Annotated in this window: 10 protein-coding genes; all 10 read left to right on the top strand. The window is 35.5% G+C overall.

What is annotated here, in order from left to right; translation table 11 throughout:
• Nucleotides 1-8: 8 nt before the first annotated feature.
• Nucleotides 9-1,289: a DUF3472 domain-containing protein gene (locus tag QZ136_RS11765; RefSeq protein ID WP_291403758.1), complete on the top strand. Its 1,281-nt coding sequence runs from the start codon at nucleotides 9-11 to the stop codon at nucleotides 1,287-1,289.
• A 237-nt stretch (nucleotides 1,290-1,526) separates the two neighbouring features.
• Nucleotides 1,527-4,406 (top strand): triple tyrosine motif-containing protein, encoded by a 2,880-nt coding sequence (locus tag QZ136_RS11770; protein WP_291403760.1) that lies wholly within the window; start codon nucleotides 1,527-1,529, stop codon nucleotides 4,404-4,406.
• 251 nt (nucleotides 4,407-4,657) lie between these two features.
• Nucleotides 4,658-7,660: a TonB-dependent receptor gene (locus tag QZ136_RS11775; protein WP_291403762.1), complete on the top strand. Its 3,003-nt coding sequence runs from the start codon at nucleotides 4,658-4,660 to the stop codon at nucleotides 7,658-7,660.
• Nucleotides 7,661-7,671: 11 nt separating this feature from the next.
• A complete protein-coding gene (locus QZ136_RS11780) occupies nucleotides 7,672-9,156 on the top strand; it encodes a RagB/SusD family nutrient uptake outer membrane protein (RefSeq protein WP_291403764.1) in 1,485 nt (494 codons plus the stop codon).
• Between the two features lie 18 nt (nucleotides 9,157-9,174).
• Nucleotides 9,175-9,999 carry a LamG domain-containing protein gene (locus tag QZ136_RS11785; protein WP_291403766.1) on the top strand — a complete coding sequence of 275 codons (825 nt, stop codon included), beginning with the start codon at nucleotides 9,175-9,177 and terminating at the stop codon, nucleotides 9,997-9,999.
• Nucleotides 10,000-10,048: 49 nt separating this feature from the next.
• Nucleotides 10,049-11,707, top strand: a complete 1,659-nt coding sequence (locus tag QZ136_RS11790; protein WP_291403767.1) for a glucoamylase family protein — start codon at nucleotides 10,049-10,051, stop codon at nucleotides 11,705-11,707.
• A 2-nt stretch (nucleotides 11,708-11,709) separates the two neighbouring features.
• Nucleotides 11,710-13,059 (top strand): glucoamylase family protein, encoded by a 1,350-nt coding sequence (locus tag QZ136_RS11795; protein ID WP_291403768.1) that lies wholly within the window; start codon nucleotides 11,710-11,712, stop codon nucleotides 13,057-13,059.
• A 1-nt stretch (nucleotide 13,060) separates the two neighbouring features.
• On the top strand, nucleotides 13,061-14,785 hold the full coding sequence (locus QZ136_RS11800; protein ID WP_291403769.1) for a family 43 glycosylhydrolase: 1,725 nt from the start codon (nucleotides 13,061-13,063) through the stop codon (nucleotides 14,783-14,785).
• Between the two features lie 116 nt (nucleotides 14,786-14,901).
• Nucleotides 14,902-17,223: a beta-glucosidase BglX gene (bglX, locus tag QZ136_RS11805; RefSeq protein WP_291403770.1), complete on the top strand. Its 2,322-nt coding sequence runs from the start codon at nucleotides 14,902-14,904 to the stop codon at nucleotides 17,221-17,223.
• A 69-nt stretch (nucleotides 17,224-17,292) separates the two neighbouring features.
• Nucleotides 17,293-18,039, top strand: a complete 747-nt coding sequence (locus QZ136_RS11810) for an NIPSNAP family protein (RefSeq protein ID WP_291403772.1) — start codon at nucleotides 17,293-17,295, stop codon at nucleotides 18,037-18,039.
• Nucleotides 18,040-18,075 lie beyond the last annotated feature (36 nt).

Below are 18,075 nucleotides of genomic sequence, written 5' to 3' on the forward strand. Positions count from 1 at the left end.
AATTACAAATGAATAAAAGACAATTATTGTTCTCCTTCTTGGTTCTCGTTAGCCTAAGTGTTTCTGCACAAACATTTAAATCAATTATTCCTTTAGGTGGTAATGCCTATGTAGGTACAGGAGCTAAGATAAAGGATAAGGGACTCGTTGAATGGACTGATTTACAGGCAATTACTAATATTTACTTCAGGGCATCCGTCCCTCAAATTTTGAATATTTCTTTACGTCTAAGAGTCCCAGAAGGTAAAAGTTTTATAAGAGTTAAATCGGGATCTAAGATTTTTGATAAAGAAATCTCTAACTCCATATTTGATACAATTTCAATTGGAAAAATTGAAGTTAAAGCTGCTGGTCACGTAAAAATTGATATTCAAGGGTTAAAAAAGACTCATTCTCAATTTGCCGAAATTTCAGACTTGATTATCAGTGGCGAAAAAGTTGATCAAGATTTGGTTTACGTTAAAAATGGAAGCTCTTTTCATTTTGGTCGTAGAGGGCCATCAGTTCATTTGCGATATGATATTCCACCAATCATTAAGAGTGATGTTAAGTGGTTTTATAATGAAATTAAAGTTCCTGCTAAAAATGATATAATTGGATCATATTATATGGCTAATGGTTTTGGAGAAGGCTATTTTGGTATGCAGGTGAATTCTCCTACTGAGAGAAGAATATTGTTTTCTGTTTGGAGTCCCTTTGTTACTGATGATCCCAAAAGTATTCCTGATAGCATGAAAATTGTCTTGTTAAAAAAGGGTGCAACAGTAAAAACTGGTGAATTTGGGAATGAAGGTTCGGGCGGACAAAGCTATATGGTTTTCCCATGGAAAACCGAACAAAGCTATGCCTTTTTACTGGGTGTAAAGCCAGATTTTAAAGATAAGACTACCGAGTACACGGCTTATTTTAAAGATCCAGTCCAAAATAAATGGTTTTTGATTGCACGTTTTAAAAGACCTCAAAAAGCCACTAATTTGACTAATCTATATTCATTTCTTGAAAATTTTGCAACCACAACCGGTAATATTACTCGTATGGGCTATTTTCAAAATCAATGGATTATGGATGGTACGGGTAAATGGCATGAATTAAACAGTGCTAAATTTACAGCCGATGCAACCGCGAGAGGCAATTTTCGTAAAGATTATGCCGGCGGTGTTAAAGGCAATAAATTTTTCTTGAAAAATGCAGGTTTCTTTAATCAGTTTACTTCAATGGATCAAATTTTCAAGCGTGAGGCTGATGGTATAAAGCCAGAAATAGATTTTGATGAATTAGATAAACTATAGTTAATATTATTAATTTTGTATTAATAAAATTAACAGTTAATCTTATCATAGATATTCTTATCTCTGAACTTTTAAATCGACTATAATTGTTTTTTAAGGTTTAAAACTGTTAAAAATATTATAGATATTGTTCATTTAACTTTATTTATACTGTATGCTTCTTGTTTTTATTCTTTTAGCATTAGCTTTGAAATTATAGATTTCTATTATTCATAAAAGAAGAATCCATAATTGGAGATGTTGAGAATATTTTATACGTCCATTTTTTGCTGTTTTGTAGCTTTTTCATCCTTTGCAAATGATATCCAGAGTATCGGTGTTTCCAATGTTCGAAATTATTCAAAGTCCGAATATTTAGCTGGAAACCAGAATTGGTCATTAACCTCCGACGCAAATCGTGTTATGTATTTTGGCAATTCGGAGGGCCTATTAACTTTTAATGGTAATGATTGGCAATTATATAAAATACCTCATACTCTAATAGTTCGTTCTGTTGCTGTTGATGATAAAGGCAAAGTATATACCGGTGGATTTGGTGAGATCGGCTATTGGTATTTTGATTCAAAAGCAATTCTAAAATATAAATCATTAAATAATCTAATTCCTAAAAACTTCAATTTTAATGATGAAGTATGGAAAATCTATATAGACGGAGATCGTGTTATTTTCCAATCCTTTGGAGCTATCTTAATTTATCATAAGGGAAAAATTCAAGTCATAGATAAAGGGCCATTTTTATTCCTAATGAAGGTAAAGAATCGGTTTTTTATTCAGGGAATTAATAAGGGGCTATTTGAACTTAAAGGTACAAAGCTTGAGTTTGTTCCTGGAAGTGAGTTGTTAGGCAATATGGCTGTACTGTGTATGTTACCCTATAGAGCCAACAGTTTTGTACTTGGTACTTCAAATAATGGCTTATTTATTTTTGATGGTATAAAAGTAAAAAAGTGGGATATTCCTGCAAATAAATTCCTGATTACCAATCAGTTAAATAATGGTGTTGATTTATATGGCAAATATTTTGCTTTCGGGACTATTCTCAATGGTATAGTTATTATTGACAAAGATGGTAATGTTATTCAACGTATAAATAAGACTGGAGGGCTCCAAAACAACACTGTTTTAAGCTTATTTGTTGATCGTTCTAACAATTTATGGGCTGGATTAGATAATGGTATTGATCGAATTGAATTAAACTCCCCTCTTTCCTTTTTCCTTGACAAGAGTCTTGGTTTTGGTACAGTTTACTCTAGTATTATATTTAAGGATAAGATTTATATTGGTACTAATCAGGGTTTATATTTTAGTGCATGGAATGCTAATAATAAAGGTCAATCATTTGATTTTAAACTAATTCCCAATTCTCAAGGCCAAGTGTGGGATTTATCATTAATAGATGGTGAGCTTTTCTGCGGCCATAATAATGGAACATTTAGGGTTAAAGGGGCTTCCTTAGAAAAGATTTCATCTATAAATGGTGGCTGGACGATTAAAAAAATGAGTTCAGAACCTAATAAATTAATTCAGGGGACTTATAATGGCTTGGTTATTTACAAAAAGGATGGCGCTGGTCAGTATAAATTTTCGAATAAAATTAATAATTTCTCTGCTCCATCTCGTTATGTAGAGCAAGATGAAAAGGGCAATATTTGGTCATCACATGCCTATAAAGGTTTGTTTAAGATGAACCTTAAGCAGAATCTAATAGATATTGATGGTGCAGTTAAAAATTATGATCAAACAAAAGGTCTTCCTTCGAGCTATGGAATAAATATATTTAATCTTTTTGGAAAGATTGTATTTACCTCAGATTCAGGATTTTATGTTTATGACCATATTATAGATCGTTTTAAGAAGTACGAAGAATTGAATAAAGATCTTGGATCATTTTCAAGGGCTAACAAGGTTATCAAGGCTGACGATAAAAGTTATTGGTTTATCGAAAAGGGAAAAGTAGCTCTTGTTAACTTCTCTGATCCAGACAATATCAAGGTCAATTCTAGCCTATTCAGTGTTTTAAATGGTCGTATGGTTCAGAATTATGAAAATATTTCTAAAATTGACCATAATCTTTATTTAATAAGTATTGACGATGGTTTCGTATTGTATAATCAAAACCTTAAGGAAGTAAAGCAAAATATCCCTAAGGTTATTATTGGTAAAGTAGAAAATATAACCACAGGGACTGCCACGCTTACTGAACGGGCAACCTTAAGTTTACCAATTAATATAAGTCACCAAGAAAACAGCATACGAATTCATTATAGCTTACCCGTTTATCGTCAGGGTAAAATTTTATACCAATATTATTTGGACGGCTATTCAAATGGCTGGTCTTCCTGGTCAACTATCTCTCAGAAAGACTTTACTAATCTTCCTTTTGGGAAGTATGAGTTTAAGGTAAGAGCTAGGCTTAATGATGAAGAATTATCCGAAATCACTTCCTTTAAATTTGAAATTCTTCCTCCTTTTTATGCAAGTATTTGGGCGATGATTTTTTACATTTTATTAATTATTGGAGGAGTTTATTTGATGAGGTTATGGTACTTCCGTAAACTTCAAAAGCATCAAGAGAAAATCCAAATTCGTATTCAAAAAGAGCGTGATGAACACTTGAAGCAAGAGGCAATAATTAATGAGCAAAAATTGATTAAGCTAAAAAATGAAAAACTACAAGCTGAGGTCGATAGCAAGAGTCGTGAAGTAACAAATTCAGCAATGAATATTGTTTATAAAAATGAATTATTGCAGAAAATTAAAGTTGAGATTGAAAATCTAAAGGATGCCAATGGAAAAGTTTTTCCTGATGAACAACTCAAGCGACTTCAAAAAATTATTGATGAGGGGATGAATGATGAACGGGATTGGAATTTATTTGAAAGTAGTTTTAATGAGACGCATGAAAATTTTTTTAAAAAATTGAAAATTCATCATCCTGATCTTGTTCCAAACGACTTAAAACTATGTGCTTATTTGCGCATGAATATGAGTAGCAAGGAAATGGCATCTCTACTTAATATTAGTGTTCGAGGCGCTGAAATTAGACGATATCGCTTAAGAAAAAAGCTCAGTCTGCCCCATGATAAGAACCTAGTTGAGTTTCTTATGGAGTTATAACACTACATCATTACCACACAAATCGATTTTATTTTTCAAAAAATTAAGTGCTTTTTAAACACAGTTTGATGTAGTCTAAATATTGCTCATGAAATCATTAAACATAGTTTTTGGCTTATTATTAAACTTTTTTTGAGTGTTTGAGGCGAGTCATTTTATTATATGTGTAGTGATGTAGAGTTATTTTATTTGGTGAAACATCAAAACAATTCGATTTTGTTCTCGGTTTAACAATTAACTAATTAAAAATTATGAAACAAAAATCTCTACTAGTATTTTTATTTCTTATCACTTGTTTTAGTGCATTTGCACAAAATATCAAAGTATCCGGAAAGGTTACTGATGGTACTAGCAATGAAGCATTAATCGGTGTAAGTATAAAACTTAAAGGTTCCACAATAGGGACTCAAACGGATGCAAATGGTGGCTATTCTATTAGTGCACCTTCTAATGGTATTTTAGTTTTTACCTACATTGGTTTCGGTACAAAAGAAATCAGTATTAATGGTAATACAACTATTAATACTTCTTTAACTACAAATTCAAACGAATTACAACAGATTGTGGTTGTTGGTTATGGAACTCAAAGAAAAATTGATGTTACAGGTTCTGTAGCTACTGTAAAGGGTTCAGAAATTTCTAAACAGGCTTCAATAAACCCAATTAGTGCTTTACAGGGTAAGGTAGCTGGTGTTTCTATTGTAAATAATGGTGCTCCAGGTTCTTCACCACAAATTACTATCCGTGGTACCGGAACAATTTACGGTAATACAGGAGTATTATATGTTGTGGATGGAGTATGGTACGATGAGGTAAGTTTCTTAAATCCTAATGATATTGAGAGTTTAAGTATTTTAAAAGATGCTTCTTCACAATCAATTTACGGTATTAGAGCTGCAAATGGTGTTGTTTTAATTTCAACTAAGAAAGGCACAAGAGGTGAACCAAGTATTAACTATGATGGATCTACAGGTTTTAAGGCTGTAACCAACCAGGTTAAGATGGCTAATGCTACTGAGTATGCTACTATAATAAATGAGCTTTCTGCATCAAATGGTGCTTCTCCTTTATTTCCTAATCCTTCTAGCTTTGGTGAAGGTACTAACTGGTACAATCAAGCTTTCAGAAATGCTTTACAAACTAATCATCAGGTATCAGTAAATGGTGGTTCTGAAAAGAATAATTACAACTTCTCTTTAGGTTATACAAATGAAGACGGTATCGTTAAAACTCAAGGTTATGAGCGTTATACCGCTAAACTTTCAAATGATTTCCGAATTTTAGATCCTTTAAAAGTTGGTTATACAGTTTCTGGGACTTCTATCAGTACCAATGATATCGATGGAGGAATCTTCCGTCAACTATATGCTGCTGGTCCGGTAGTTCCAGTTTATTATGCAGATGGTAGTTATGGTGATGCAAACGACTTTAGTTTAGGTGGTGGAAATAACTTCAACCCTCAGGTAACTTTAGATTTTTTCAATCAAAAATCTAAAAACTATCGTATGACAGGTAATGTTTTTGCAGAATTAACTTTTGCTAAAAACTTCACTTTTAAAACAAGTGCTGGTGGCGATTTTGGACATAATGAAGTTAGAGGTTATACTCCTCTTTATGCTGCAACTCAGGGACAAAGAACTACACAAAGTACACTTAGAGTTAATAGAGGAGAAAACAGAAATTGGATTCTTGAAAATACATTAACATACAAGAATACTTTTGGAGATCATAATTTAACAGTTTTAGCTGGTCAATCAGTTCAGAGAAGAAAATCTTACTTTTTAAACTCAAGTGCGTTCAATGTTCCTAATAATAGCGATGGTGATTTATACTTAGCGCTTGGTACTGCGGCAACACGTACTGTTTCTGATGGTGGAAACTTATCTACTGCGGCATCATACTTCGGTCGCTTAAATTACTCATTCAAAAACCGTTATTTATTAAATGCAACATTACGTGCTGATGCCGCTTCTCAGTTTTTTGGTGGTGGAGATCTTTGGGGATATTTCCCAGCTGTTGGTGCAGGATGGGTTGTTAGTAATGAAGATTTCATGAAAGACCAAAAAGTTCTTAGCTACTTAAAGTTAAAAGGATCTTGGGGTAAAGTTGGTAATGCTGGTGTACCGGTAAATCCTACTACATTAACAGTATCTCAAGGTGGTGGCCTTGTTGCTTTCTTTAATGGTGTTGGTTATACAGGAGCAAACGTTAACTCTTTAGTGCCTTCATTCTTAAACTGGGAGCGTACAGTTGGTACAGACCTAGGTTTAGAAGCTAGATTTTTCAATGATAAATTAAGCGTTGAAGCTGGTTTCTACAACAAGAAAACAGAACAAGCAATTTTTGAAATTCCAATTTTATCATCTATTGGAACTGCTTCAGGCTCCCTAATTGGTAACCAAGCAGATTTTCAAAATAGAGGTTTCGAATTTTTAGGATCATGGTCTGATCAAACTTCAAAAGGTTTATCTTACTCATTTAGTGCTAACTTCGGATACAACCAAAACAAAGTTCTTTCTGTTGTGACTGGTTTGAATCCAATTTTTGCTGGTGGTGCCGGAATTGCGAATGGAGCTTTAGCTACACGTACTATTCAAGGACAAGCAATTGGGCAGTTTTTTGGTTATAAAGTAGCAGGTATTTTCCAAAATGCTGCTGAAATAACAGGATCTGCACAACCAAATGCAAAACCAGGAGATTTCAAATATATTGATCAAAATGGCGACAAGGTAATTGATGGTAGAGACCGTGTTGTTTTAGGAAATCCAAATCCTAAATTTAATTTTGGTTTTAGCTCTAATTTTGAATACAAGAATTTTGATTTAACTGTTGATGTTCAAGGTGTGGCTGGTGTTGATGTGTATAATGCCAATTTAGCCTTCCGTTTCGGTAACGAAAACTTTAGTAAAGATTTCTACGATAACAGATGGAGAGGTGCAGGTACTTCAAACACTTATCCTTCAGCAGGAATTGGATCAACTACCAATGCTGCTCCAAACTCCTTTTATGTTGAGGATGGCTCATACATACGTTTAAGAAATGTTCAGTTGGGTTATTCTTTACCATCAAATATTGCAAATAAAGTTAAAATGCAAAGACTAAGATTCTTTGCTGATGCTCAAAATGCAATCAATTTATTTGGATACAGAGGATTTACGCCAGAAGTAGGTGGATCACCAACAAATGCTGGTATCGATGCAAGTGTTTATCCATTATCTGGAACTTACAGATTAGGACTTCAAGTTACATTCTAATATAAAGAGCAATGAAAATAAATTTTAGAAATACATATGTACAAAAGATAGGCTTACTAATTGTAGGTGCTAGTCTTTTAGTTATGCCTTCATGTCAAAAGAGTTTCTTAGACGTTGAACCGCAAGCAACCCAGCCAGCTCTTACCTTTTGGAAAAGTCAAGAGGATGCAACTAAGGCTGTTAACTCTATTTATGCTAGCCTTAGAAATTGGGAAAATACAGCTTTTCCGGCATTGGCATTAGAAAGTATTCCAGGTGATGATGCCGAAAAGGGTAGCTCTCCAAACGATGCTAGCTTTTTAAATGACTTTGATAATTTCACTGTAACTTCTACGCAAGGTCAGTTAGAAGGATTTTGGAATGGTCAGTATCAAAACATTAATCTTTGTAACCAAGTTTTGGATAATATTCCAAACATCCAAATGGATGCAACTTTAAAAGCTAGATACTTGGCAGAAGCAAAATTTGTTCGTGCTTATTCATACTTTAGATTAGTTAGAGCTTTTGGCGATGTGCCATTACGTTTAACTGTACCAAAAGATGCATCTGAATTTAATAAGCCAAGAACGCCTAAAGCACAGGTTTATGCAGCAATTGAGAAGGATTTAACTGAAGCTGCTGCAGCTTTACCGCAAACTTATCCTGCTGCTGATTTAGGTCGCGCAACTAAAGGTGCAGCTATGGCATTACATGCTAAAGTGGCGATGTACCAAGCTAAGTGGGATCAAGTTTTAACCTTAACTAACTCTGTATTGGGTATGGGTTATAATTTAGTGCCAAACTTTGAGCAAAGTTTCCGTCTTAACAACGAAAATAGCATTGAATCTGTATTTGAAATTCAATGTGAAATTGTGGCTGCTATTCCAGGTTCTGCAAATTCTCAATATAGCCAAGTTCAAGGTGTTAGAGGATCAGTAGCTGGTTGGGGCTTTAATGTTCCTACCGCAGCTTTGGCAAGCGCTTTCGAAACAGGAGATACTAGAAGAGATGCAACAATCATCTTTAGAGGTGAAACAACGCCACAAGGTGATGCTATTGCCGCTACTGGTGATAATCCAATGTATAACCAAAAATCATATGTTCCGTTTTCATCAATTATTAGTGGATTTAATGAAGGTGCTCAACAAAATGTTAGGGTAATTAGATTTGCTGATGTTTTGTTAATGAATGCAGAAGCTGCTAATGAGCAGGGTAATACTACTCTTGCTTTAAATTCATTAAATAGAGTAAGAGCACGTGCTAGAGGTGGAGTTAGTGGAGTTTTGCCAGATGTTACCACAACTGATAAAGCTTTATTGCGTCAAGCTGTGTGGAAAGAAAGACAAGTTGAATTAGCTATGGAATCTGATCGTTATTTTGATGTAATTCGTCAAGGACGTGCTGCAACGGTATTCGGAGCAAAGGGTTGGAAAGCTAATAAAAATGAAGTTTGGCCAATTCCAGCGAATGAAATTGATAAAGCAGCTGGTGTTTTAACTCAAAATACAGGTTATTAATAGTTTAAATTTAAAGAAATGAATACAAAATATTTAATCATATTGGCAATTGGAGCTATAGGCTTTTCATCTTGCCAAAAAGAATTTGATCCATCTAGCTATGCACCGCCTTTAAATATTGGCGGCTATACAAGTGCTAAGCAAATCGCTCCAAGCAATCTTGTTGCGCATTGGTCATTCGATGGAAACTTAATAGATAGCGTATCTAAAGTTGCTGGTACTTCTACTGGTACTGATTTTAGTAATGGTGTTAAAGGCAAAGCTTTGCAAGGCGCACTAAACGGCTACGTTATAACCAATACTCCTACTGCTGTACAAAACTTAAAAAGTTTTACAGTAAGTCTGTGGCAAAATATGCCTTTAAATGATAAGGGCATTGTAGGCTTAATGGATATTGCTAATCCTAATAGTTTTTGGGGTAACCTAACCATATTTTTCGAGAATGGTGGCAATGCATCAACTGGTCAATTAAAAATGCGCGTTAACAATAATGGTGTTGATAATTGGTTGGGAAACTATGCTATGGTAAATCCATGGGATAAGTGGAATCATATCACTGCCAGTTATGATGCAGCAAGCTCTACTTATAGAATTTATGTAAATGGTTCAAAAATTGCAACTCAGGTGATTGCTAATAACGGACCAATAACATTCCAAAACGCTCAAAAGATGGTGTTCGGAACAGTTCATTTTCAAACTCAACCAAGTTTAACTACAAGCACAGGTAAACAAGATTGGGCTAGTTATTTAACTGGTCAGTTGGATGAAGTTAGAATTTACGATAAAGCATTAAGTGATGTAGAAATAAGCTCACTTTCTAAACTTGAAGGTAGAGGAAAATAAAAACTAATTAAGGGTTGCTCAATGGGGCAACCCTTAAATTTAAAATAGAATGAATAGATTTTTTACATTTTTACTATTACTCTTAACGATTGTTAGCTGTAAAAAATCAAGTACTGTTATAACTCCAACTAACCCAACACTACCTTCCACGTATTTTTTTACCGATTTAAAAGTAAATGGTGCATTCAGCGGTTTTACCTATAATGGTTTAAATCAGGAGCCTGAAATTAAAATCTCATTTTCTGCTCCAATTAATGCTGCCTCAATAAAAGATAATATCAATCTTTCAGATTCATTTGGCAATACAGCTACATTTAGCTCTACATTCGAAAACAACGATAATACACTTGTAATCAAGCCAACGGCTCTACAAGCGCTTACAAAATATATATTAACAGTCAATACTGGATTGTTATCTAAACTTGGAAACAAGCTTCAAAGTGCAGTCACGGTAAATCTTACTACTTCAGCAAATGATGTAGATAAATTTGCCCGTATCTCCGACAACGACCTCCTCACCCTAATCCAAAAACAAACATTTAAATATTTCTGGGACTTTGCTCATCCCAACAGCGGTATGGCACGTGAGCGAAATACCTCTGGAGATATTGTAACTACTGGCGGTACCGGTTTTGGCATCATGTCTATCGTAACCGCAGTGAACAGAAATTTTATTACCCGAATTGAAGGAAAGGCACGAATTCAAAAGATTCTTTCTTTTTTAAAGTCGGCCGACCGCTTTCACGGTGTTTTCCCACATTGGATCAATGGAAATACCGGAAAAGTACAAGCGTTTAGCGCTAAAGATAATGGCGCCGATCTTGTAGAAACAGCTTTTTTAATGGAAGGCTTACTCGTTGCTCGTCAATATTTTAATTCAAATGATGCAGATGAAGTAAACCTACGTGCCGACGTAAATCTTCTTTTTAATGCCGTTGAATGGGATTGGTTTAGAAAAAATGGTGAAGATAGATTGTATTGGCATTGGAGTTCAAATTTTAATTGGGAAATGAATCTTCCAGTTAGAGGCTGGAATGAAGCCTTGATGGTTTATGTTTTAGCCGCATCTTCTACTACTCATACCATCCCAAAATCTGTTTATGATGCGGGCTGGGCAGCAAATGGCGGCATGAAGAATGGAAATACATATTATGGTGTTCAATTGCCTTTGGGGCCTCCTAATGGCGGACCATTATTCTTTGAGCATTATAGTTTTATGGCATTAAATCCGAATTCACTTACAGATGCTTATGCCAATTATGAAGTTCAAGCTAAAGCCCACACCAAAATAAATTATAATTATTGTGTGGCCGATCCACTAAAATTTGGCTATTCAAAAGATTGTTGGGGCTTAACAGCAAGTGATATAAATGGTGGATACACAGCCAGTTCTCCTAATAATGACAAGGGTTATATTGCTCCTACAGCTGCTGTGGCATCTTTGCCTTTTGCTCCCGAGGAGTCAATGCAGGCTATTCGCTTTTTCTATTATAAATTAGGTGATAAATTATTGGGCGAATATGGCTTTAAAGATGCTTTTTCACTTCATGATCCATGGTTTGCTCAATCTTATTTAGCTATTGATCAAGGCCCTCAAATTGTGATGATTGAAAATTACCGTACAGGATTGATTTGGGATTTATTTATGTCATGTCCCGAAGTAAAATCTGGATTAATAAAACTTGGCTTTCAAAGCCCCAAAATTTAAACATGAAATATTTTTACACCATTTGTCTTTTAATTTCTGTTTCACTTTTTTCATGTGGACTTAAAAAAAACGTTCAAATTGATGGTAAATTAAGCGATGAACAGCTTCTTGATACAGTTCAATACCATAGCTTTCAATACTTCTGGGATGGTGCTGAGCCTATTTCTGGTGCTGGAAGAGAGCGTTACCATGAAGATAATATTTATCCCCAAAATGATAAAAATACAGTAGCTACTGGTGCTGCCGGATTCGGTTTAATGGGCATCATTAGCGGTATTGATCGGAAATTTGTAGGTAGAGAAGAGGGTGTTGAAAGACTAAGCAAAATTTTAAATTATCTTAAAAAGGCTGAACGTTTTCATGGCGCCTGGCCTCATTGGATGGTTGGCGAAACCGGTAAAGTAAGACCTTTCTCAAAATTTGATGATGGTGGCGATTTAGTGGAAACATCTTTCGTTGCTCAAGGACTTATCTGTGTGAAACAATATTTTAAAAATGGAAATCGTGAAGAAAGAGCCCTTTCTGCATTAGCTGATGAGCTATGGAAAGGTATCGACTTTGATTTCTATCGTAATGGAAAGAATGTTTTATACTGGCATTGGAGTCCGCAAAATCAATGGAAAATGAATTTCCCTGTGAAAGGTTTCAACGAATGCCTAATTATGTACGTGATGGCTGCCGCCTCTCCAACACATGGAATTGATAAAAAAGTGTATGATGAAGGTTGGGCAATGAGTGGTGATATTAAATCTCCGCGCTCTTATAAAGATATTTCACTTCAGTTTTTTCATCAAGGAGATGAACCCTATGGCGGACCATTATTTTGGGCACATTATTCCTTCTTGGGTTTAAACCCTAATGGCCTTAAAGATGCCTATGGTGATTACGGACTCGAAGCTAAAAATCAAGCTTTAATTAATTATCAGTGGTGTGTGGATAATCCGCTTGGATATAAGGGTTATGGTAAGAATAGCTGGGGACTCACATCAAGTTATTCCATGATTGGTTACGCGGGTCATGCTCCTAGCAAAGAAAAAGATTTAGGCGTAATTACTCCAACTGCTGCCATTTCATCTCTTGTTTATACTCCAGATCAGTCTATGGCTGCCATGCGTTACTGGTATGAAAATAAAAAAGATAAAATCTGGGGGAAATTTGGCTTCTATGATGCCTTTAGTGAAAGCGCTAACTGGTATGTTCCTAGATATTTAGGTATCGATAAAGGTCCTGAAGTGGTGATGATTGAAAACTACCGAAGTGGATTGTTGTGGAAATTATTCATGCAGGATGAAGATGTACAATCTGGATTGAAGAAATTGGGCTTTGAAAGCCCCTATTTAAAAAAACAGTAAAATGAAAAGGTTTAGTATAATTTTATTTTTCTCCTTTATTTTTTTCACTGGGCAAACTTATGCCCAATTTTCTCAAATGAAAACCTATTGTAATCCGATAAACTTGGATTATACCTACATGATTTATAACTCTGATAAAAACATCTCATACCGTTCGGGTGCTGATCCGGCTGTGGTTGAGTTTCGTGGCGAGTATTACATGTTTGTAACTAGATCTTTGGGTTATTGGCACTCCACAGACTTAAGTAACTGGAATTTTATTAAACCTGAAAAATGGTATTTTCAAGGCTCTAATGCCCCTGCAGCACATAATTATAAGGATTCTGTTTTATATGTTATGGGTGATCCTTCTGGATCTATGAGTGTTTTATACACTGATAATCCTAAAAAAGGTGATTGGAAGGCTACCCCGTCCATTTTAAACGATTTACAAGATCCTGCCTTATTTATCGATGATGATGATAAAGCCTACATCTATTGGGGTTCATCAAACTTATTTCCTATTCGAGCGATAGAATTAGATAAAAACCGCCGCTTTAGTCCCAAAGGGAATAAAGTCGAATTATTTAATTTGGATGAGTCGAAGCATGGATGGGAACGATTTGGTGATAATCATAGCTCAACTATGGAGGGCTATATGGAGGGTGCTTGGATGACTAAGCATAATGGTAAATATTATTTGCAGTATGCGGCACCTGGGACTGAATTTAACGTGTACGGTGATGGTGTTTATACCGCAGATCATCCGCTTGGCCCCTTTACTTATGCACCCAATAACCCCGTTTTTTACAAGCCTGGAGGTTTTATTAATGGCGCAGGGCATGGAAGCACGGTCTTAGGGCCAGGAGGTCAATATTGGCATTTCGCATCTATGGCTGTTTCTGTGAATGTGAACTGGGAAAGAAGATTATGTGTTTTCCCAACCTGGTTTGATCAAGATGGCTTGATGTACAGCAATACTTCTTTTGGAGATTACCCACATTATGCTCCATCAATCCCGGGTAAACAAGGTGACTTTACGGGATGGATGCTTTTATCCTATAAAAAACCTGTACTGGCATCCTCCGCTGTTGATACTTTAAGCGCAAACCATGTTACAGATGAAAATGTAAAATCATTTTGGTTGGCTAAGTCTAATGATGATCAGCAATGGTTGCAAATTGATTTGGAAAAGCCTGCTCAAGTTCACGCCATTCAAATTAATTACCATGATTATAAATCAAATCTTTATGGTCGCCCGGATAGCATGTTCCACCGCTATGAAGTTCAGGGTTCACTTGATGGCAAAAATTGGTTTAGTCTAATTGATCGAAAGAAAAGTTTTAAGGATGTTCCGAACGATTATGTAGAACTTGAAAATGCGCAAAGAGTAAGATACATTAAGTATAATAATTTACGAGTACCTACACCACATTTGGCAATTTCGGGACTTCGGGTTTTTGGGAAAGGAGAAGGTAAAATTGCCGAACCTGTGAAGGCTTTTAAAGTTGATAGACAAAAAGATCAACGTGATGCTTTACTTACTTGGAATAAAGTAAATGGAGCTCAAGGTTATAATATTAAATGGGGAATTGCTCCCGATAAATTGTATAATTCATGGCTAGTTTATGATGCTAATAGTCTGGATTTAAAGAGTTTAACTGTTGGTCAATCCTATTATTTCAGCATCGAATCATTTAATGAAAATGGAGTTTCAAAAGCAACAGAACCTGTAAAGGTTAATTAATAAATAAACCGTTTTTTCCATTTTATTGGGAAAAGCAAAGATTGTTCAACAAATAGGTTTTGTAGAATAAAGCACAAAAATATAATTACATAGAAAAACTAATTGAGAGAGAGAAAATGAGATCATTAAAGTACCTAATTGCAATTTCGGCATTAACAATTTATACAGCATGTGCTCAACAAAAACAAAATCTACAAACATTAAAGACTAGCAATACCGCTTCTCAAAGCAAAATGGATATTTTTCTTAATGATTTAATGTCCAAAATGACTGTTGAAGAGAAAATTGGACAGTTAAATTTACTTACAGGTGGTGAGGCAATTACCGGCTCTACTGGCAATTCTGATTTAGAAAACAAAGTAAAACGTGGCGAAGTTGGCGGTTTTTTCAGTCTAACAAGTCCGCAAAAAATTCGTAAAGCTCAAGATTTAGCCGTTAATCATACCCGTTTAAAAATCCCACTAATTTTTGGTTTGGATGTTATCCACGGCTATAAAACTACTTTTCCTATTCCTTTGGGTATGTCGGCGACTTGGGATATGCCATTAATTCAAAAAAGTGCTCAAATTGCTGCCGAAGAAGCTGCGGCTGATGGTATCAACTGGACTTTCTCTCCCATGGTTGATATCTCTCGCGATCCACGTTGGGGAAGATTTTCTGAAGGTAGTGGCGAAGATCCATTTTTAGGTTCTGAAATTGCAAAAGCTATGGTTATTGGGTACCAAGGAGATGATTTGGCAAAAATCAACACTTTAATGGCCTGTGTTAAACACTTTGCCCTCTATGGCGCAGGTGAAGCCGGAAGAGATTATAATACGGTAGACATGAGCAAAGTGCGTATGTACAATGAATATTTGCCTCCATACAAGGCAGCTATTGATGCAGGTGCTGGTAGTATCATGACTTCCTTTAACGAGATTGATGGTGTTCCGGCAACGGCTAATAAGTGGCTTTTAGACGATCTTTTGAGAAAAGACTGGCAGTTTAAAGGATTAGTTGTTACCGATTATACTGGTATTAATGAAATGGTTGAGCATGGTTTCGGCGATTTAAATCAGGTTTCTGCTTTAGCATTAAAAGCGGGTGTAGATATGGATATGGTGGGCGAAGGTTTCTTGCTTACTCTTAAAAAGTCGTTAGAAGCTGGTTCGGTATCCATTGAGGATATCAATCGTGCTTGCCGCTTTGTTTTAGAAGCAAAATATAAATTGGGTCTTTTTGAAGATCCATTTAAATATTGTGATGATGAGCGCTCCAAAACCAAAATATTCACTGCCGAAAACAGAAAAATTGCGCGTGAAGCAGCCACAAAAAGTTTTGTTTTATTAAAAAATGCGAATAATGTTCTTCCAATAAAAAAGACGGATAAAATAGCTTTAATTGGTCCATTAGCCGATTCAAAAGTTAATATGCCCGGCACTTGGTCGGTTTCTACTGATCTTAGTAAAGCAATTTCAGTGAGAAAAGGTTTAGAAGATGCACTAGGAGCCAGCAATAAATTGATTTATGCAGTGGGTTCAAACCTATTAGAAGATCCTGAGTATCAAGAACGCGCTACCATGTTTGGTCGTACAATTCCTCGTGATAATCGTCCGGAAGCAGAAATGATTAAAGAAGCTCTTGATGCGGCTAAGCAATCGGATGTTATTGTTGCTGCCCTTGGCGAAAGTTCTGAAATGAGTGGCGAAAGTTCTAGTCGCACAGATATCAAGATTCCTGATGTTCAACGCAGATTGCTTGAGGCTTTATTGGCCACAGGAAAACCTGTAGTTTTATTAGTGTTTAATGGTCGTCCATTAGATCTTAGCTGGGAAAATAAACATGTTCCTTCAATCCTTAATGTGTGGTTTGGCGGGTCTGAGACTGGTCATGCTATCGCGGATGTTTTGTTTGGCGATGTAAATCCTTCAGGGAAATTATCGGCAACTTTTCCTCAAAACATCGGACAAATTCCAATTTATTATAGTCATAAAAATACTGGCCGACCGCTTGCGGAAGGCGAATGGTTTAAGAAGTTTAAGTCTAATTATTTGGATGTTAGCAATGAACCTCTTTATCCATTTGGATACGGATTAAGCTATACTAATTTCGAAATTTCAGCACCTGTTTTGAGTGCAAAATCGATGACTTCTACTTCAACTATTCAGGTTTCAGTGCAAGTAAAAAATACGGGTGCTAGAGATGGTGAAGAAGTTGTTCAATTATATATTCGCGATTTGGTAGGCTCTATTACCCGTCCCGTAAAGGAATTGAAAGCTTTTCAAAAGGTATTTTTGAAGGCCGGCGAGTCAAAGCAAGTGAATTTTAAGCTTAGCATCGAGGATCTTAAATTCTATAATTCTAATTTAGATTTTGTAGCCGAACCGGGAGATTTTAAAGTTTTTGTAGGAAATAGCTCTGCAAACACAAAGTCTGCCGATTTTAATCTTAGCAAATAAAGCAAAAAAAGATTTTTAGGTATTTCTTCATTTTTTGGCTAATTTTCAATTGAATTAACAACAATCAAAATGAAGAAATACCTACTAATTTTATTCCTTTTTCTAAGTCAACTGAGCATTGTAAAGGCGGCGGATAATCGCTATTATGAATTAAGAGTTTATTATTGCAATCCTGGGAAACTGGAGGCTTTAATTACCAGATTTAGAGATCATGCGGTGCCATTGTTTAAGAAGCATGGAATCGAAGGATTGGGATATTGGGTGCCTACTAAAAGTTCGGATAATTCATTTTATTATTTGATGTCTTACCCAAATAAGGAGGCTAGAGATGCATCTTGGAAGGCTTTTGCTGCCGACCCAGAATGGAAAGAAGCTGCTAGGAAGTCGGAGGAGAATGGAAAATTGGTTGCTAAAGCTGAAACATATTTCTTAAAAACAACAGATTATAGCCCTAAGTTTAAAGCTTCTAAATCAGGCGAATTGAGCACTTTTGAAATGCGTATCTATACCGCAAAACCTGAAAAATTACCCAATCTTGAATCTCGTTTTAGAGATCATACCATGAAAATATTTAAGAACATGGGTATGAAAAACATCATTTATTTCACTACCATTGAGAGTGATCCTTCTGTTCAACCTAAATTGCTTTACTTCCTATCGCACAAAAATGAGGCAGCAGCCAAATTATCTTGGGCAAATTTCCGGAAGGATCCTGAATGGATTAAAGCTAGTACCGAATCTGAAGCGAATGGCAAATTAGTAGAAAAAGTAGAAGCTGTTTATATGCAGGGGATGGATTTTTCGATGTTAAAATAATGCTTATCAGCAAATTCTAAATTTAAAGGTAGAAGG

Origin of the sequence: Daejeonella sp., from assembly GCF_017495225.1 — a bacterium.
GTDB lineage: Bacteria > Bacteroidota > Bacteroidia > Sphingobacteriales > Sphingobacteriaceae > Daejeonella.